General features: G+C 63.0%; 16 protein-coding genes. 7 read left to right on the forward strand and 9 right to left on the reverse strand.

From position 1 onward, the window contains the following. Nucleotide 1: 1 nt before the first annotated feature. Nucleotides 2–1,165, forward strand: a complete 1,164-nt coding sequence (locus BUS42_RS44940) for a S1 family peptidase (RefSeq protein WP_256386197.1) — start codon at nucleotides 2–4, stop codon at nucleotides 1,163–1,165. Between the two features lie 132 nt (nucleotides 1,166–1,297). Here BUS42_RS44940 and recA read toward each other — a convergent pair whose 3' ends face one another. The 5 genes from recA to gltX all read right to left on the reverse strand — a co-directional run bounded on the left by recA (nucleotide 1,298) and on the right by gltX (nucleotide 6,055). Continuing rightward, nucleotides 1,298–2,377: a recombinase RecA gene (gene recA, locus BUS42_RS09460; protein ID WP_074306696.1), complete on the reverse strand. Its 1,080-nt coding sequence runs from the start codon at nucleotides 2,375–2,377 to the stop codon at nucleotides 1,298–1,300. Nucleotides 2,378–2,450: 73 nt separating this feature from the next. Next, nucleotides 2,451–3,044, reverse strand: coding sequence for an RNA 2',3'-cyclic phosphodiesterase (gene thpR / locus BUS42_RS09465; protein WP_074306697.1), 594 nt, complete (start codon nucleotides 3,042–3,044; stop codon nucleotides 2,451–2,453). Nucleotides 3,045–3,127: 83 nt separating this feature from the next. Further along, nucleotides 3,128–4,030 carry a PfkB family carbohydrate kinase gene (locus tag BUS42_RS09470; protein ID WP_074310892.1) on the reverse strand — a complete coding sequence of 301 codons (903 nt, stop codon included), beginning with the start codon at nucleotides 4,028–4,030 and terminating at the stop codon, nucleotides 3,128–3,130. Nucleotides 4,031–4,061: 31 nt separating this feature from the next. Next, the gene (locus BUS42_RS09475; protein WP_074306698.1) at nucleotides 4,062–4,511 is read right to left on the reverse strand and encodes a hypothetical protein; all 450 of its coding nucleotides are present in this window, start codon (nucleotides 4,509–4,511) and stop codon (nucleotides 4,062–4,064) included. Between the two features lie 53 nt (nucleotides 4,512–4,564). Then, on the reverse strand, nucleotides 4,565–6,055 hold the full coding sequence (gene gltX / locus BUS42_RS09480; protein ID WP_074306699.1) for a glutamate--tRNA ligase: 1,491 nt from the start codon (nucleotides 6,053–6,055) through the stop codon (nucleotides 4,565–4,567). 266 nt (nucleotides 6,056–6,321) lie between these two features. On the opposite strand from gltX, the gene BUS42_RS09485 reads away from it, so the two are divergent. The 4 genes from BUS42_RS09485 to BUS42_RS09500 all read left to right on the forward strand — a co-directional run bounded on the left by BUS42_RS09485 (nucleotide 6,322) and on the right by BUS42_RS09500 (nucleotide 12,611). Further along, a complete protein-coding gene (locus BUS42_RS09485; RefSeq protein ID WP_074306700.1) occupies nucleotides 6,322–6,750 on the forward strand; it encodes a GntR family transcriptional regulator in 429 nt (142 codons plus the stop codon). After that, a complete protein-coding gene (locus BUS42_RS09490; RefSeq protein ID WP_074306701.1) occupies nucleotides 6,737–7,696 on the forward strand; it encodes an ABC transporter ATP-binding protein in 960 nt (319 codons plus the stop codon). The genes BUS42_RS09485 and BUS42_RS09490 overlap by 14 nt, the downstream gene beginning before the upstream one ends. Before the next feature lie 43 nt (nucleotides 7,697–7,739). Beyond that, complete coding sequence (locus tag BUS42_RS09495) at nucleotides 7,740–10,439, forward strand: hypothetical protein (protein ID WP_074306702.1); 2,700 nt, start codon at nucleotides 7,740–7,742, stop codon at nucleotides 10,437–10,439. Between the two features lie 573 nt (nucleotides 10,440–11,012). Continuing rightward, nucleotides 11,013–12,611: a serine/threonine-protein kinase gene (locus BUS42_RS09500; protein ID WP_074306703.1), complete on the forward strand. Its 1,599-nt coding sequence runs from the start codon at nucleotides 11,013–11,015 to the stop codon at nucleotides 12,609–12,611. Between the two features lie 9 nt (nucleotides 12,612–12,620). On the opposite strand, the gene BUS42_RS09505 is transcribed toward BUS42_RS09500, so the two are convergent. The 4 genes from BUS42_RS09505 to BUS42_RS09520 form a co-directional block, all read right to left on the reverse strand. Beyond that, nucleotides 12,621–14,012: a cobyrinate a,c-diamide synthase gene (locus BUS42_RS09505; RefSeq protein ID WP_074306704.1), complete on the reverse strand. Its 1,392-nt coding sequence runs from the start codon at nucleotides 14,010–14,012 to the stop codon at nucleotides 12,621–12,623. A gap of 64 nt (nucleotides 14,013–14,076) precedes the next feature. Next, complete coding sequence (gene cobM / locus BUS42_RS09510; protein ID WP_074306705.1) at nucleotides 14,077–14,913, reverse strand: precorrin-4 C(11)-methyltransferase; 837 nt, start codon at nucleotides 14,911–14,913, stop codon at nucleotides 14,077–14,079. Next, a complete protein-coding gene (locus tag BUS42_RS09515) occupies nucleotides 14,910–15,440 on the reverse strand; it encodes a hypothetical protein (RefSeq protein ID WP_074306706.1) in 531 nt (176 codons plus the stop codon). Before BUS42_RS09515 ends, cobM begins: the two co-directional genes overlap by 4 nt. 37 nt (nucleotides 15,441–15,477) lie before the next feature. Next, a complete protein-coding gene (locus tag BUS42_RS09520) occupies nucleotides 15,478–16,002 on the reverse strand; it encodes a hypothetical protein (protein ID WP_074310894.1) in 525 nt (174 codons plus the stop codon). Between the two features lie 391 nt (nucleotides 16,003–16,393). Between BUS42_RS09520 and der the strand changes: the two genes are divergently transcribed. Then, nucleotides 16,394–17,902: a ribosome biogenesis GTPase Der gene (gene der, locus BUS42_RS09525; protein WP_083670532.1), complete on the forward strand. Its 1,509-nt coding sequence runs from the start codon at nucleotides 16,394–16,396 to the stop codon at nucleotides 17,900–17,902. Nucleotides 17,903–18,034: 132 nt separating this feature from the next. Continuing rightward, complete coding sequence (locus BUS42_RS09530) at nucleotides 18,035–18,937, forward strand: sugar phosphate isomerase/epimerase family protein (RefSeq protein WP_074306708.1); 903 nt, start codon at nucleotides 18,035–18,037, stop codon at nucleotides 18,935–18,937. Nucleotides 18,938–19,097 lie beyond the last annotated feature (160 nt).

Raw genomic sequence — 19,097 nt, forward strand, 5'->3', positions numbered from 1 at the left:
GATCGACGGCAAAGGGGGGAGCGGCACCGGGTTTCTCGTCGCGCCCGGGATCCTCGCCACAAACTCGCACGTCATCGACGGCGAGTACATCGCGAACCTCGAAATCCGTTTCCCCTCGGCCGACGAGGGAAAAAAAGGGCCGGTCCAAGCGGAGCTGCTCTATGAAGACGTGAAACGGGATCTCGCGTTCCTTGCCGTAAAAACCGATCTCCCCGCGCTTCAGGTCGCCCCATCCTATCGGTATCGCAAGGGCGAGGATGTCACCGTCATCGGCAATCCGGGCGTGGATGGGGAGACCGTCCTGGAGAACGCGATCAGTCGGGGAGTGATGAGCAGCAAGGCCCAGATCGACGGCCAGCAGTTCTACCAGCTCGGCATCGCGGTCAATCCAGGGAACTCGGGCGGCCCTGTGTTCGACTCGCACGGCCAGGTCATCGGCGTCGTCACGCTTCGAATTCCAGGGAAGGAAGAACTCTCCTTCTGCATCCCGGTCGAGGAACTCCAGGCAGGAATGACGAAACTGAAATCGCAATCCTCGGGCCTCGCCAACGAGGTTCGATCGCACCACCGGATGATGACCACCTACAAGTGTCTGGGCGCCGCGGGGGCCGTTTTTGGGATCGCGCTCGAGCTCCGCGTCGCCTCGCGATCCGACCCCGGCAATCAGGATTTGAAAGAGAAGGTTGGGAAACTCGATGAAGCCTTGGCCAAGCTCGATCAGTCGCTCTTGTTCAAACTGAGCGAAGAAACCCGCGACGCCCGGAACGACCCACTCTTCCCAAGGCCCGCCCGAACCAAGGTCGGAGCGCTCGCGGACAATTACAAGAAGCTGAGACAGACCTACGACCAGCCCCAGAGCAACGCCCCCGTCGCCACGATTCGCGCACTCAAGGCCACCCACCGCCGACTCGTCGTGGAGATCGGCTCGGATTTGAAGCAGGAGGTTCCCAAAGGACTTTTGGAAGCCCTCGACGATCACCTCGTCACCGGATCTTCGATGGCGATGACGATCCCGTTCCCTTCGTCGGGCTCAGCTCGCTCACGCATCTGGGAGCGACACGGGATCACTCCCCCGTCAAGCAGGCTGGGTCGTACCGGCATCGGATCCAGGTCGGGGATACGGACACCAAGCCGGATCAGTCCACGAAGCCGCTTCGGCCGGTGAACCAGGCGGGCCGCCGGGTTTGGTTCCGAACGGCGGCCCGCACTGGCTCGAAGAAGCGTGACTCGGCCGGTTGGCTGGAAACAGAGCCGGGGGAATTCGATCCCCCAGGGGGGGGAATCGAACGCGCCTCGCTTATTCGTCGTCGGGTTGTTCGAGTTCGAGACTGCCATTGGCCGCAGGGCTCACCTGACCGCCACGCGAGCTCATGACCTTGGCGGTCAGCTCTTCGGCAACCGGGGGATTGTCGCGGAGATACTGCTTGGCGTTCTCTCGTCCTTGGCCAAGCCGCAGGTCGCCGTAGTTGAACCACGACCCCGACTTTTCGACGAGCTTGTCGGCCAAGGCGAGGTCCATCAAGTCGCCCTCGCGAGAGATGCCCCCGCTATACATCATGTCGAACTCACAGACCCGGAACGGCGGCGCCACCTTGTTCTTGACGACCTTGACCTTGATCCGCGATCCGGTGATTTCCTCACCTTCCTTCACCGGTCCAATCCGACGAACGTCGATCCGGCATGAGCTGTAGAACTTCAACGCACGGCCGCCCGGGGTGGTCTCGGGGCTGCCGAACATCACGCCGATCTTTTCGCGGATCTGGTTGATGAAGATCAAGACGCACTTCGATCGTGACACGCCGCCGGTCAACTTCCGCAACGCCTGGCTCATCAACCGGGCCTGAAGACCGACGTGGCTATCGCCGATCTCCCCTTCGATTTCCGCTCGAGGCACCAGAGCGGCCACCGAGTCGATCACGATGATGTCGACAGCATTCGAGATGATGAGCATCTCGGCGATCTGAAGCGCTTCTTCGGCGCTCGCCGGCTGGCTGACCAGGAGTGACTCGATGTTCACACCGAGCTTCTTGCACCACGACGGATCGAGCGCGTGCTCGGCGTCGATGAACGCGGCCACCCCACCGGCCGCCTGGGCGTTGGCCACGGCGTGAAGTGCAATCGTGGTCTTACCACTCGATTCCGGGCCGAATAACTCGACGATTCGTCCCCGAGGAAGCCCCTTTCCGCCCAGCGCAAGGTCCAGTGACAGCGCCCCGGTCGAGATCCCTTCCACTTCCAGGTGGCTTCCCTCACCCAGCTTCATGATGGCGCCGGCACCGAACGCCTTCTCGATTTGCCCCAGCGTGTTGTTCAGCGCCTTCTCTTCGGCCGACACCGACACCGGCTTGGTTTCTCCCGACACCTGTCGCTTGGCCACGGGCGCATCCTCCAAATTCCCGACACGAGTCTGTACGCAAGGACACTAACTTATCGCGCATGCGCAATCAAAGTCAAGTTACTGATCGACGTTTTTTGCCTCTGAACTGAGCCCGAGCCAGGTGGGAGTATTCGGGCCCGTCTTGGCCCTGGCCCGAGGCGAATGAGACGAGTTCGGTGGCGTGGATCAAGCCGGCGGCCCAGGTACGGAAATGGTTGAGCTGGCGGGTGAGGTCGGGGTGCTCGCCCCGGCTCCGTTTCAGACGCCCCAAGGTCACGTGGGGCGTGAATGTTTCGTCACAGCGGTAGCCCGCCTTGGCGAGTGCGGAGGCAAGCGCTTCACGGACTTCGTGGAGCACCGACAACCCCGACCCGGAGAGCCCGACCCAGATCACCCGCGCCTCGGTCGAGTTCGGAAAGACGCCGAGTCCTTCGAGAAGCAGGTCGAACGGCGGGAAGTCGGCCGCCACTTCCTCCACGGTTCGGCAGACCTTGTTCAGCTCCGTGTCCTCGACATCTCCCAGGAAGGCGAGCGTCAGGTGGAACGGAGAGACCACAGACCAGCGAACTCCCGGCAAATCGGGAGCGAGGAGTGTCTGAAGCCGCGTGAGCTTGGTGCCAAGCGCGTCGGGGACCGGAATCGCGATGAACGTTCGAGTAGTGCGCATCAGACATCCGCTAGGGTGGCGAGAGGTGGAACGAGGGCGAGTCAAGTTGGCCCGCCCATCGTTGTCGTGTCCGTATCGCCGTTTTAGAAGCTCATCATATTGCGGTACGACTCGAGCCGGCGGTCGACTTCGTCACGCTCGGTGCGCTGGAATCGGCGGAGGCTGAAGTCTTCGACGTTGAAGCTGGCGATGACCGTTCCGCAGGCCATGGCCGTCTTGAGCGAGGCGAGATCGCTTTTCCCCACGGACGCCAGGTATCCCATGAACCCACCGGCGAAGCTATCCCCCGCACCGGTCGGATCGACCACGTCGGCGAGTGGGAAGGCCGGCATCACGAACGATTCCTCGGCGCTCAGGAACATGGCGCCGTGCTCGCCCTTCTTGATGATGACGAATTTCGGCCCGAGTTCGAGGACCTTCCGGCCGGCCCGGACCAGATTGATCTCGTCGGTCAACATCCGCGCTTCGCCATCGTTGATGACGAGGCCATCCACTTCCTTGAGCAGCGCGTTGAGTTCATCACGCTGGGTCTCGATCCAGAAGTTCATCGTGTCGGCCACGACGAGCTGCCTCTTTTTGGTCTGCGAGAGCACCTTGCGCTGCATCGCCGGGCTGCCGTTGGCCAGAAAGACGAAGGGCGAGTCGGCGAAGTGGGGCGAGAGCTCGGGGTTGAACGTGCCAAGGACGTTCAAGTGGACCTCAAGGGTCTCCGCCGTGCTCATATCTCCCGTGTACTTTCCGCGCCATCGGAAGGTGGAGCCATTCTTCTCGACAACCAAACCCGACGTATCCACCTTGCGACCTTCAAGCATTTCACGGTGAGCGGTCGGGAAATCTTCTCCGACCACGCCGACCAGTCGGACCGGAGTGAAGTAGCTGGCCGCGTACGAGAAGAAAACGGCCGCTCCACCCAGGGCGTCATTCACGATGCCATGAGGAGTTTCCACGGAATCGAGCGCAATCGAACCAACAACCAACAACGGCATGAACATTCTCCGGGTTTCTGAAACTTCAACGTCAGGGTGACTCGAGCGACTTCTCCAGCCAGTGCCACGCCCCCGTGGCAAGCCGGCTCCAGCGAGGTGGGTCCCCATCATCTTGGTAACGTTCGAACTCGTTCTGGCGAATCACGATGACGAGGGAAAATCCATCACGATGGAGCGCGGCGGGATCGAAAACAGGGATCTCGAAATTGACCAGCGGGTTATTCTTCTGCTGAAACGACACGACCAAGGTCTGCTTACCACGTCCTTCAAGGACCAGGTTCGCGGATTCCCCATCCGGGATCGTCGCCACGGTTGCCTCGCTTCGCCCGCTGACCAGGCGAAGGTTCTTGATGGGTTCCCCACCCTGGTTGACGACCCGGACGGAGGCGGCCGGAAGGCGAAGTGACTGAAGCCCCACCTCCGCCGCGACGAGAAGCGACACCACGATGCCAATCGTGAAGTTGCGTTTTCGTCGCGTCATGGGAACACCTCGCGAATTTGAGAATCCGCCGAACGAAGACTCCTGGATCGCTCTCAACCGGCGCCGGCTTCGAGCATCGCGAGCGTGGCCGCGATCCGGGCACGACAGGAGTCGCGACCGAGGATGGCGAGGCAGTCGTACAACCCCGGCCCAACCCCCTGGCCCGTCGTGGCCACGCGGAGCGGATTGACAACCTGTCCCATCGGATGGCTGTTCGTTTCCGCGAACTCGTGGACCGCCTTCTCGAGCGTCGGGACGTCGTACGGTTCCACGGTCGCGAGCAGACCGTCCAGCGCGGTCAGCAAGGCCGGGACGCCGTCCTTGCGGAGCCGCTTCTTGACCGCGTCCGGGTCGTGCGTCAGCGTGTCGGTGAAGAAGTAGCGGCCGAGCTTGACGATGTCGGCGAACACCTTGAGCCGGTCGCCCAAGGCGTTGATCACGGCCTCGATCCGGGCTCGCGTTTCCGCCGTGACCGGCTCGGTGACGAGCCCTTCCTTCGTCAAGAACGGGAGCGCGCCCTCCACCTTTTGCTCGAGAGTAAGCGTCTTCATCCACTCGCCCTGGACCCAGAAGAGCTTGTCGGGGTCATGGCTGGCGGGCGAGCTGTTGACCCGGTCGAGGGTAAACTTCTCGATCAAGTCGGCGCGTGAGAAAATCTCCTGGCTATCGTCCAGGCTCCAACCGAGCCGCGCCAGGTAGTTCATCATCGCCTGGGGCAGGTAGCCCCGATCCACATAGTCACTCAAGTACACAAAGACATCGTTGGCCTTGTACTCGGCCCCTTTTCGCTTCGACATCTTCTTCCGCGAACCCGGCTCAGCCACGTAGGGAACGTGCGCGAACGCCGGCAGCGTGTAGCCGAGGGCTTCAAAGACGAGAATCTGTGTATAAGTGTTCGACAGATGCTCCTCAGCGCGGACGACGTGGGTAATCTCCATGTCCGCGTCATCGACCACGCTGGCGAAGTTGTACAGCGGAGTGCCGTCCGGCCGGACGATCACGAAGTCGCTGATCTCCTCGGTCTTCTGCTCGACATCGCCCTTGATCAAGTCGTGGACGACCACCGTGCGCCCGAGGGGCACCTGAAACCGGAGGGCATACGATCGGCCTTCCGCCTCATATTGCAACCGCTGCTCTTCGCTGACCTCTTTCCGGCGAAACCGATAGGCTCGTTTCGCACGGTCCGACTCAGCCCGATCCGCGTCACGCTCCGCCTGAGTACTATAGTCGCGATAGACGTGCCCCGACGCCTCGAGCTTGGCCGCGGCCTTGGTATAGAGGTCATGTCGTTCCGACTGAAAATAGGGACCGTGCAGCCCCCCGACCTCGGGGCCCTCATCCCAGTCCATCTCCATCCAGCGGAACCCGTCGAGGATCCGATTGACGGCGTTCTCAACGTGTCGTTCCTGATCGGTGTCATCGATCCGCAGGATGAACTGACCCCCGAAGTGGCGTGCGAGTAGCCAGCTAAAAAGTGCCGTCCGCACTCCGCCGATGTGCAGAAAACCGGTCGGACTGGGGGCGAACCGTGTTCGTACGCTCATAGTCTCGCAATCAGGCATTGTGATCGAAACCGCTTACCGTCGAACGGATTGGGTTAACGATAGGCAGTTTGACCAAGGGTGTCAACCAACTTCGAGTCCCTTCGCTCACCTCAAACGCGAGTCGAATCCACGAGACGGGAGCGGGAAACCGGTCCTGGCCACCCTTCCCGCGGTCAAAACGACGCGCGCCCCATTCTCGACTTGACTCCGAACCAATTCACTCTAATACTGTATCAGTTCACTGATACAGTGGTTGGGGGGACGCGATGCTCTTCCAGCTCAACACGACCGACGGCCGGCCGATCTACGCGCAGATCGCCGACCAGGTCAAAAATGCGGTAGCGGCGGGGCTGTTGCGACCGGGGGAGTTGATCCCGTCGGTGCGCGAGTTGTCCAAGCAGCTAGTGGTCAACCCGAACACGGTGGCGCGGGCCTACCGCGACCTTCAGGGGCAGACGATCCTCGAATCGGTACGCGGAACCGGCTTGCAAGTCGCGGCGGGTGCGCCTTTGCTCTGCCGCGACGACCGCCAAGCGACGGTCCGCCGGCGGCTCCGCGAAGCGCTTGACGAGGCGAGGCGGAGCAACCTTCCGCGCAATGAGATCGAGGCGATCCTCCACGAGGAGTGGGGGCGCGGTAATGGCGACGGGGGCAGCGACACCAACGGGACGGGGGTGGTCGATGAACGAGGATAACGCAATTCGGATCGAGGGGCTGACCGTCCGGTATCGGGGCCGGCCGGCCGTGGATGGCCTGAGCTTCGACGTCCCGACCGGCTCGGTCTTCGGCCTTCTGGGCGAGAACGGCGCGGGGAAGTCGACCACGATCAAGACGCTGCTCGGCCTGGTCGCCCCCAACGCCGGTCGAGTCGAGGTGCTCGGGCTCGACCCGAATCTAAAGGGCGAAGAGGTCCGTCGCAAGGTCGGTTATGTGCCCGAGACGCCGACCCTGTACGACTGGATGACTCCGGCCGAGATCGGCTGGTTCGCCTCCGGGTTCCGGCCCGACGCCCCGGGGGGTCCCGAAGGGACGCAAGGCCGCTATGCCGACCTGATCCAAGGGTTCGACCTACCGACCGGCCGCAAGATCAAGGCGCTCTCGAAAGGGATGCGGGCCAAGGTTGGTCTCGCCCTGGCCCTGGCGCCCGACCCCTGCCTGCTGATCCTCGATGAGCCGACTTCGGGGCTCGACCTCCTGGTGCGCCGCGAGTTCCTGGAAAGCATGGTCGACCTGGCCGGGAGCGGGCGGACGGTGCTGCTGTCGAGTCACCAGGTCGCGGAGGTCGAGCGGGTCGCCAGCCACGTCGCCCTGGTCCACAAGGGGAAGTTGATCCTGGCGGAGCCGCTCGACGAGCTCAAGGCCCGAACGTTCCGGGTCTCGCTCACGCTCGACGGCCCGACTCGCCCGGCCAGCCTGCCGGTCGGTCCGGACTGGCAATTGATCGACGCCGACGACGCCCCCCGCCAATCGTGCTGGCTGGTCCACGCCGCCGACCGCGAGTCGTTCACCGCGCTCCGGGCCTTGCCCGGTGTGACCGGCCTGGAGCTGGAAACGCCGGGCCTGGAGGAGATCTACATCGCTTACATGAGGCGACGCGTTCCGACCGGCGTGACGCCATCGCTCGCCGCCGCCCTCGCGTGACGTGGACCCCGATCCCGCTCGATCCTCCTTCGTGGAGCCTCCCATGATCGCCCGCTTGTGGTGGAAGGAAACGCGGACCCTGTGGCCGGCCTGGCCGGTCCTGTTCGGGACCGGCGCCGCCTTGCAATGGGTGCTGTTGGCCTCGGGGTCGGAAGGCATTCGCTCCGGCTCCTTGATGCTGATCGCCCTGTGCTGGGCGACGATCTATGCGCTCGTGGTGGCCTCGGCGGCCTTCGCCGGGGAGCGCGAGGCGGGGACGCTAGGTCTGCTCGACGCCCTGCCCGTCGATCGCAAGACGCTCTGGCTGAGCAAGACCACGTTCGCCCTGGCCTCAACGCTCGGCCTGTCCCTCATCATGCTCGCCCTGGGCTACCTGGGCTCGGCCGACCTGCAGGATCTCCCCGGAACGACCGAGTTCATCGGGCACTACGGCACGCTCCTTTTCGAGTCGGTCGCCTGGGGCCTGCTCTGGTCGGCGCTCCTGCGGAACCCGATGATCGCCGGGGCCCTGGCCCTGTTCTGCATCGGCGAGGTCTCGTACGTCGCCAGTGGCGGGGCCAAGATCGAATTCATCTCGGATTCGGTGATCCCGACACGGTTCCTGATGGGAGCGCTGGCCCTGGCGGCGTCGGCCATCGCGATCGTCTGGCGCCCCCTCGCGGGATGGTCGTCGTCCCGGTCACTAAATGAGGATAGGGCCGACTTGCCGGCCGATTCCGCGAGGTCGATCCGGTCGCGACCCGCCTCGCCCACGAGGGTCCTGATGTGGAAGGCGACGCGCGAAGGTTTCTTGATCTGGCTCGGCGCCTCGGCGCTCTGCTGGGGGGCGTTGGCCTGGATGTTCCAGTTCAACAGTGCGAGCTACGCCGACGGAATGGCTGCCGCGTTTGGGGTTGGGGCGGCACTGGTGGCGGGCGTGGGTGTGTTCGGCGGTGAGACGGCGGTGGGGTCACAACGGTTCCTGCTCCACATGGGCGTCAGCCCGGGGCCGATCTGGTCCAGGACGATGCGGGCCTGGGCGATCGGCCTGACAGTGACGGCTTTCATCATTCTGGCAATGCTCTCGGCCCGCTGGCCGGGATGGTGGAACCAGCCCAACTTAGTGGGGTTTTTCACACGGCAGTATGATTTTTCGCCGCTCGGTTTCGTCGCCGCGATCGCGAGCGTCTTCGGTCTCGCCGCCCCGTTCGCGAACGCCTTCGCAGTCGGAACGCTGGCCGGGATGGTGTTCCGTCGCCGGATCACCGCGGGCATGATCGCGGTGATCGTTTGGATCGCGACCGCGCCGTTGCAATTCGGCCTGGCGATCATGGGCATGATGCCCCTGTGGGCCCTCTTGTTCACGCCGATTACAGTTGTGGGGATCTCCCGAGCTTGGGCCGGCGACTGGCTTGACGACCGACCCGGCCCGGCCCGTTGGCTTCGACTGGCCGGATACCTGGCGGTGCCCTCGGTCGTATTCCCGGCCGCGTACATCGCCAACCGCGCCTGGGGCGTGCCCGATCCCGGCCCGGTGCAAGTCACAGCCCAGACACCGGCCGGGAGCGTGCCTCCAGGCTCCGACACCGCCGCAACGTATCGCCGCCTGGCCGTGGAAATTCTCCCGATACGCGGGACATCTCCACGGGGAGCGAGGACAAACGAGGAAGCACCCTTCGACTTCGACAGGCTTGAGGAGGACCTCAGCAAGCGGGGAGACCTCCTCGATCGGATCCACAAGGCCACGAAATTGCCGCCGCCCCAATTTGCAAACCAGCCTTTCTTCAGGGTCGGCGTCGTACCCGATCCGACCAGCGGCGAGATGAGCCGGGTTGCCTGGTTATTGGAGCAGCACGGGCGCGGGCTCCTGAAGCGGAGCGACCTGGCGGGCGCCTGGGAGGACATCCTCGCCCAGTATCGGCTCGCCCGGCAATTGACAGGGGCGACTCCGACTTCCTTCGCAGCTCATAACGCACTCCTGGTTGATCGTCAGGCGACGATGCTGGCACTCGATTGGGCGGCCAGTGACAAGCAAACGTCCAACCGACTCCGCAAGGCATTGGCTGACCTCCGGGCTCTACCGCCCTTCCCCACGCTCGTCGAAGTCTTGAATGCAGAGGCCCCGTTGGTGGAGCGGACTCTTGACCTCTCAGGCGCCGAGCTCGAGACGGCGATCAATGGTCCCAACCGACGAGCGCTCGCAGTACGCGTCTGCGAGACCATGTTGCTCTACTCCTCGTGGGAGCGCGAACGAGCCCGGCGGATCTGCCGGGCGGAATTCAAGCGACTGATCGTGGAGTCCGCGGATGAATCGAATCCGTTGCCTGATTTCAACTCATATCCCCCGAGTCAGGATCTCCGGAGGGTCAGCCCGCTCGCCGCGACGGTCATGTCGTACGGATGGCTTTCCGCGAGCCTCGAACGCGCGAAGGCGGGACGCCGGGGGCTCGTCCAAGTGATCGCGCTTCGCGCCTGGAACCTTGACCACAATGGGACTTATCCCGAGACCCTCGACGCCCTGGTCCCCGACCTGCTCGACCACCTACCGCTCGACCCCTATTCAGCCCGGCCATTCGGCTACAAGCGATCGACGGGGCAGGAGATCCCAAGGCTGGACCTTCAATCCCCAAGCTCGAACCTGGGCCCCCTGACCAAGCCCGGACAATGGTTGCTCCTCAGTATCGGGCCGGATCTTCATGAAGGGACCGCGGTGAGCGGCCGGAATTATATCGACGACTTGGTGTTCCCCCTGCCCTCTCCTTAAAATCAAATCCGGTCGGCGGCCCTGGCGAAGCGACCCGCCGCCGACTCCCGATCCTCGGGCTCATTGAGGCCCAGATTGAAACTCCGGCCACCAGGCCGGCCCGCTTGCTGCTGGCCCGCCTGGCCGTACAACTTGGGCAAGGAGATAGGGATAGTGGGCCGTGCCCACCCTCCATTGTTATCTCCTATTCCCTCGTCGCGCTGCGTGGATTGTCAAGTTACGACGACCCGAGGCCGGGCCAGGAAGCCTCTCCCGACTCGTTCCCACGGTCCCCCGTGGGAATGCAGTCTGGGAGGCTCTGCGTCCTCGGCTTTCACCGGGTTGGCAAGTGCACGAATCTTGTGTCAAACACGACCGGACGCGGCCCTGGTTCTTCTTCCCGAACGTTGGAAATTCGGAGGGGAATCCGCCCGAGATGTACGAAACGATGGTTCCATGGACCCAGATACGCGAAACAGTTGACCTTGCCAGACGTTGCGACCGGCCGCTCCTCTGGTAAAATAGAGAAGTCGAGCTCCCGCGCAGGACGCCGCCACATCGATTGACGACCGATCAGAGCAGGAACCCTCTCCGATGCCAGACTTTGATGCCGAAATGTTGGCCGAGCAGGCCTTGAGGATCGGTCTGGTCGACAAAGATCAGGCGATGCAAGCGAGGTTTGAAGCCGAGGATGGCTCGCCCGAGGCGATCCTCCGCGTGTTGCTCCGCAAGGGCCTGCTCACGAGCTGGCAAGTCGAGCGCCTTCAAAAAGGGGACCCCTCGGGGTTCTTTTACGGCGGTTGCAAGGTCCTCTTCCACATTGCCGAGGGGACGTTCGCCCGCGTCTATCGGGGCCAGCGCGTGATCGGCGGGAATTCGGTCGCCATCAAGGTGCTCCGCCAGCGCTTCGTCACCGATCCCGACGCAATCTCCCGGTTCCGCAAGGAAGCCGAGGCCGGGATGAAGCTTGTCCACCCGAACATCGTCCAGATTCTCGATTTCGGTGAAGAGGACAAGAAACACTACATGATGATGGAGTACGTCGAGGGGACGAACCTTCGCGATCTCTTGAGGATTCGGACTCGGATCGATGCCGCCGCCGCCCTCCCCATGATGATTGGACTGGCCGCGGGCTTGCAGTATTCCTTTGAGAACGGCGTGACCCACCGTGATATCAAGGGAACCAACATTCTGATCAGCAACAACGGCACTGCCAAACTCGTCGATTTCGGACTCGCGACGATTGAGGGGGACAGCTCAAAATCGGCCTCGCTCAATCAGCGAACCGTGGATTACTCCGCGCTCGAACGAACCTGCAACAGCCCCAAGGGGGACCCGCGGTCCGACATCTACTTCCTGGGCTGCGTCTTCTATCAGATGCTCACCGGCCAACTGGCGATGGCCGAGGTGGAATCGAAGGATCCCTTGCAGAAGATGCTCAAACGCAGCTTTGGCGCCATCAAGCCGTTGAGCGATCAGCGCCATGCTCCCGATCCGGAGTTGACCCGAATCATTGAGAAGATGATGAAAGTCGATCTGAAAGCCCGGTATCAGTTGATGTCGGACGTCCATAAGGACCTCGTCGCGTTTCAAGCTCAACAGCAGAGTCAATCGGCCATCGACGCAAGTGGTGTCGCCCCGGAAGCCAAGAAGTCGGACGAGTTCGACTTTGATTCGCTCTTTACCTATAAGGAGGTCGAGCCCGTCCCGGTCGCTGTATCCAAGCCGGCGCCGGAACCTGAACCGGAGCTCCCGAGCGAAGTCGCGGCGGAGGCCGAGTCGGATCATCTTGATTTCGAGATCAAGGCGATCCAGCAAAAGCACATCCTCTGCGTCGAAACTCAGAGCGAAATCCAGGACGCATTCCGCAAGTCGCTCTCGAAGCTGGGATACCGAGTCATCCTCGTCAGCGACGCCGAGCGCGCGGCCGAGCGCTACCGTGAGTCGACACCCGACGCGGTCATCTTCGACGTCGACGGTTTCGGCGATGAAGGGATTGATGCGTTTATCGACATGCACGACAAAGCCCGCGAAGACGACCATGACCTCGCGGCCGTCGTCCTGCTCGGCCCGAAACAGGCGAGCTTCAAGGCGAAACTGCCGACTGATGACCGCCTGATCGTGTTCGTCAAGCCGGTCAAAATGAAGGATATCCAAGGCGCGATCGCCCAGCTCGTCCCGGCCGTGGGATGACGGAACCGGTCAATCTCGACCGCTCGACCACGATGACCTGGAGGCCTCGAGTAGATTGGTGGCGATCCGCCCATTCGAACCGAAATGCAGGTGGGCGTATCCTGCCAACAGTCCGCCGACCTGAATCCCGTCCGGTTTCGGATCGCGGTCCGGACGGTTCAGACTCGTGACATACCGAAGTGGAGCGAGCGGCTCGAGCTCCGAATAGTGGAACTCATGGCCACGGATTTTCGTCCCCGCCTTTCCGAGCACGGTGTCCCGCTCCGCGACCACCGAGACATAGCCAAGCGCCGCGAGTTTGGACTGCATGACCGCCCGGGCCGGGATCAACCCCCAGAGCGGGTGATCCTTTCCCTCGAGATCGCGCAGTTGCTCCGTACAGGCCATCATCCCTCCGCACTCGGCGAGGATGGTCCCCCCTTGGGCGTGAAAACTCCGGATCGACCCGCGCATCGCGAGATTGGCCGCGAGCCGCGCCGCATGGAGCTCGGGATACCCCCCCCCGAGATAAACCAGATCGAGCCCGGGAGGCAGGCCGGGATCGTTGAGGGGTGAAAATGGAACGATCTCCGCGCCCGCGGCGCGAAGCTGATCGAGATTATCCTCGTAGTAGAAGCAGAACGCGGGATCGCGCGCCAGCCCGACACGAACCGTTGGCCGTGGCTCCGAATCAGAAGGCGCACATGGCGGAGGCGGAGCGAGCCGGGGAATTCGAGCCAGCTCGACCAGGCGATCGAGGTCCAGGGTCGACTCGGCCACGTCGGCCAGCGCATTGGCCAGCGAGGAGTCGAGGGCCAACTCCTCGGCGGTCCAGAGCCCGAGGTGCCGCGACGGGATCGAGAGCAATTCATTGCGCGTCAAGTAGCCGAGCAGGCTGAGATCAGGCGCGTCGGCCCGCAGCCCAGGCGCAAGGTACTCGGCGAAATGGCGATGACTGCCGACGTTGTTGGCGACCACCCCTTCCACCCGGACCGACTCATCAAACCTGGCAAAGCCGAGCACGAGCGGGACGATCGAACGCGCCAAGCCGCGCGCATCGACCACAAGCACGACGGGCAACCCGAGGAGCCGCGCCAGGTCGGCCGTCGATCCTGACTCGTCGAGGCCGCCGCGGCCGTCGAACAGGCCCATGACCCCCTCGATCACCGCCAGGTCGGCTCCGACCGTTCCATTGCGGTACGTCTCGGCGAGCGCGGACGGGTCGAGCAGCCAGGTATCGAGATTCCGGCTCGGCCGGCCAGTGATCCGGGTCTGATGCCCTGGATCGATGAAATCAGGACCGACCTTGAAGCCCTGAACCCGGACCCCGCGCCGGCTGAGTGCGGCCAGGATCGCGAGCGTGACCGTCGTCTTTCCGGAGCCGGAATGCGTGCCGGCCACGATGACCGCGGGTGTTGTCATGATTCGAGATCGCTACCTGTGACACGGTCCCCAGCGAGGCCGGGGCCGCCGACATCATTGAGGATCACGGTGAGTCAAATTCAGCGGTCGAGGCGGGCTCTTGGTCGCGGTTGGAGTCGTCGACAGCCCCCTTGCGAAACAGGTGGCTGTAACCCTTGTTGTACAAATGACTCTCCAACGCGGGCGAGTCGTCGACCATCGGGCCGATGAAAATCAAAGCCGTTCGGGTGATCCCCGCGCTCGACATCCGCGCGGCAACCTCGGCAAGCGAGCAGCGCAAGAATTGCTGGTCGGGCCAACCCACACGATAGGCCACCACCACGGGGGCCTCCGGTCCGTAACTCGGCTGAAGCGCGGCGACGACTTCGGCCATCTGATCGGCCGACAGGAACAGAGCCATACCGGTCCGATGGCTCCCCAACGAAGCCAGGTCGTCCACCTCCGGCACGCCCGTCCGTCCGGCCGCCCGGGTCAGGATCACCGACTGGTTCTTTCCGGCCGGGGTCAGCTCGATCTTGAGCGCGGCGGCGGCGGCCTGGTACGAGCTCACGCCCGGGACGACCTCATACGGAACCCCGCATTCGTCGAGCCGGCGCATCTGCTCGGCGATCGCGCCGTAAAGGCTCGTGTCTCCGGAGTGCACTCGCGCCACATCCTTCCCTTCGGCGCTGGCGTCGACCATCAAGGCCACGATCGCGTCGAGGTGCATGCTCGCCGAGTTCCGAACGACCGCGCCCGGCGGCGCGAACGAGACGATCACTCTCGGCACCAGCGAGCCCGCGAACAGGCAGACCGGGCACCGCTCAATCAAGGCGCGACCGCGCACGGTGATCAGGTCGGGATCGCCCGGCCCCGCACCGATGAAATAGACCGTCCCCTTCGTCGTCGTCGAGTTACTCAAGGCAGACTCTTTCCCAGAATAATGAGGGCCACCCAGGCAAATGGCCAGGACACGAGGAGCCCGATCGCCAGGTCGTGGGTCCAATATCGGCGTTCGCCGGGACCGCTGAGACTTGAAGGCCGGAAAACCCGCAAGCCCAACGCCGCGAGAACCGGAAAGACCCCGAGCACGGCCGAGTCGAGCACCCGGGTCTGGTGCAAACGGACCGGCACCACCAAGATCGTCAAGCCGATCCAGTAGAACCCAATGATCAGCCAGGCGAGTTCAGCCCAGGTCCGTGGTTCGGGGGCGTCGGACTCTTCCGACTCTCGAGCCGGGCGACGATGTCCCAGCATCACGATCGGGCCACTCATGGCCAACCCGAGCCAGAGGAAGGCGACTCCGAGCACGCAGAACACAGGGAACGAAGGCTCTTCCACGGCGGGCCAGAACGCTCGAACCAGGACCGACGCCAAACTATAGCCGACCACCATGGCCGCGAGGTCCAGAAGGTGAAGGCCCGACCTGGGTGTGCTCTGGAGGTTCATCGGCTGTCTCCAGGGCGAAACCTGCCCCACCCGCGAATCAACTGATCACGACCAGTCCGATCCCGCACTGCACCGGCCAGGCGATGGCGAGCATCAGGCCGACCCGGTTGGTCCACGGCAACGACGCGGTGCGCGCCGCCTGCTCGGGAGAGACCGTAACCCACGTCGTCCAAACCACCCAGAGCGCAATCAGCGAGGCGATGCCCAGTCCCACGACCAACCCCATTCCAAACGAGGCATCATACGCGGACGTCCCGTCCCCGATGGTCGATCGCAGCAGGGCACTCAAGAGCCAGGGAAATCCGAGCAACGCCCAGAGACTATCGCCAACCCGAGGATACCCGGGCACCTGGCGGGCAAATCGGCGGACCAAGAACAGAAAAGGGCCGGTCGCCGTGATGGAAACCCAGGTAAAAGTACACCAAACCAAGCCCCAGCCGAAACTGGTCAGATTTTCGCGAATGATCTCGCGGAGGTGCACTGAGGCGACCGCGGCGCCCATCACCAGCGCGACCCCATCGAGGACCCGAAAGCCGTTCTCATCGTTCATCCGATCCATCATGATCGAACTCCCGCCGAGAAGGAAGGCCGGCGCCGAAACCACTCGGGGATCACCACGGAAAACCGTTCGCGGCCATCCAAGGGTTCGATCGCGCTCGATTCGAGCCCAAGGCAATCCCGGATTAGGCCAACGATTTCGCCCAATTTTCCTGGCGAATGTGTTCGGGATTGACCACAAGCGAACCGAAAACGCCAGAAAATGCGCAAATGCCCGTTTGCCGTAATCTACTCACATCCCTTATAATTGACGGGGTTGGTGCATGGCAATGTTGTGATCGCTCGATGCCGAGGCAAGGCCAAGCCCAGATTTCTCGTTTCTCTCCATTCCAACCGCGCTCCCATGTATCGCGCGGGCCCAGCCCAGCCGCTGGCGAAAGGTCATGGACGTTCTCATGCCTATTCCTAAAGTCGTCATCGTTGGACGGCCCAATGTCGGTAAATCTTCGCTGTTCAATTGGCTTGCAGGCCGTCGAATTGCCATCGTGGACGACATGTCAGGGGTCACACGCGACCGGGTGGGAGCCCTGGCGCAAGTGGGGGATGAAACCAATCCCCGCTTCTTTGAATTAATGGATACCGGCGGCGTCGGCATGGTCGACCGTGACGACCTGTCCGAGGATGTCGACCGACAGATCGAGACCGCCGTCACCGAGGCGGATCTCTTGCTGTTCGTCGTTGACATCCGCGATGAGCTGATGCCGCTCGATGAAGAGGTCGCCCGACGGCTCCGCTACATCAGCACTCCGGTTATCCTCGTGATGAATAAGGCGGATACGCCCGAGTTCGACCAGCGCGGCGCCGAGTTTTACAAACTCGGACGAGGCAAGCCGATCGCGATCTCGACCCAGCAGAACCGCAATAAGAAAGAGCTCCTCAAACTCATCGAGAAGATGCTCCCGGCTGGCGACGACATGAAGCCGGCCGACTCGGTGATGAAACTGGCCGCCGTCGGCCGGCCCAACACCGGGAAATCCACTTTCATCAATATGCTCGCTCGCGCAGAGCGGATGATCGTCTCCGAGCGCCCCGGGACGACCCGAGACTCGGTCGACGTCCACTTCGAGCTCGATGGACTCCCGTTCACGGCGATCGATACCGCGGGTGTGAAGCGCAAGGCGAAGATTCGCGAGAATCTCGACTTTTACTCGGTCCACCGCGCCGAGCGATCGATTCGACGGGCCGACGTCGTCCTTCTCTTCCTCGATCCCACCCAAGGGATCTCGCGCCTCGACAAGCAGATGGCCGACTACATCGCCAAGCAATACAAGCCCTGCATCTTCGCGGTGAATAAGTGGGACCTGATGGCCGCGGGAGGAGACGAGCAAGGCGTTCAAGGATCGATGTCCAAGTATGCCCACATCGTCCAGCACGCGTTCCGCTCGATGTCGTACATGCCCTTGGCGTTTATCACGGCGAAGACAGGCAAGAACGTCAAGGCACTGCTGAATCTCTCGCAATCGATGCACAAGCAGGCCCAGCGACGCGTCGGCACGGGCACCTTGAACCGCGTGCTTCGCGAAGCCGTCGACGCCCATCCTCCCGCGGGTCGCGATAACAAGCAAGCGAGAATCTACTACGCGACGCAGGTCAGCTCGGGTCCCCCCACGATCGTCCTGTTCGTGAACAGCACCTCGCTCTTCGATGCGACTTATCAGCGATACCTGCTCAACTTCTTCCGCGAGAAACTGCCGTTCCACGACATCCCGATCAAGCTCTATCTGCGTTCGCGGTCGCAGACCGACCCGGAAACTCGCAGAGCGCGCTCGGAAGACGACTTCACGATCGACGAAGGGCCCCGGGCCGAATGGCCATTCAAGGGTGCCCCTCCCCTGGGTGACTCCGGGAATTACCGGCAGCTCGATCGCGAGGTCAACGAGGCACTTTCCGAGCTGGAAGACTGAGCCTCGGGACAACTTCGGAACCGGACCGTCGGCTTTTCCAGCCGCCGAGTGGCAAACGGAAAGGCGCTGCGCTATGATCGGGTCGAGCATCCCGATCGCGGCGTTCTTTCCTTCCCACCGACGAGGGTTCCGATGCAGCCGACGACTCGACGAGACTTCCTTCGAAGTGCGGCCCTGACCGTAAGTGGCTCCCTGCTTGCCGCCCGAGGCGCGAGTGCAATCCCCGCGATCGGCCGGACTCGACCGAGCCACTTGAAGTTGAGCCTGGCGGCCTATTCCTTTCGCCAGCTCCTCCAGGGCAAGCAACCCAAGATGGACCTGTTCGACTTCGTCAACCTCGCCGCCGACATGGAGCTCGACGGTGTGGAACTGACGTCGTACTACTTTCCGGCCGACGTGACGACCGAGTACTTGCACCGGATCAAGCAGCACGCCTTCTTGCTGGGGCTGGATGTCTCGGGCACCTCGGTCGGCAACAACTTCTGCGTGCCCGACGGCCCGGAGCGCGAGAAGCAGATGGAACTGGTGCGGACCTGGGTGGACCGCGCCGCGGAGTTGGACGCTCCGGTCATTCGGATCTTCGCCGGGACGGTCGCCAAGGGAGATGACGAAGCCAAGGCCGTCGAACGCGCCATCGCCGGCATCAAGGCCTCATTGCCCTACGCGGCCGAGCGGGGCGTCACCCTCGCTCTCGAGAATCACGGGGGGATCACCGCCACGCCCGCGCAACTGCTGAAACTGGTCAAGGCCGTCGACGCCCCCAACTTCGGTGTGAACCTCGACACGGGCAACTTTCACGGCGAAGACCCGTACGCCGACCTGGCGGAACTGGCCCCCTACGCGGTCAATGTCCAGGTCAAGACCGAGATCAGCCGCAAGGGTCAGAAGAAGGAAGAGGCCGATCTCGCCAAGGTGGTCGACGTCCTTCGAGCCGCCCGCTATTCCGGCTATGTCGTCCTTGAATATGAAGCGGCCGAGGACCCGATGAAGGCCGTTCCTCAGCATATCAAAACACTTCGTAAGCTGATCGGGTAAAGCTTCGCCGAGCCCGTTTTCCCCTGCGTCGGCGCGATTGGTCGTGGCGTTATCGTGGGTCCAAAGATTCCCGTAGCCCACCATCTCATCTCATCGACCCGCCATTGAGCGAGGAATCACTCTCGTTCCCACGGTCCTCCGTGGGAACGAGTCGTGCGCG

This window comes from Singulisphaera sp. GP187, from assembly GCF_900129635.1.
Lineage (GTDB): Bacteria > Planctomycetota > Planctomycetia > Isosphaerales > Isosphaeraceae > Singulisphaera.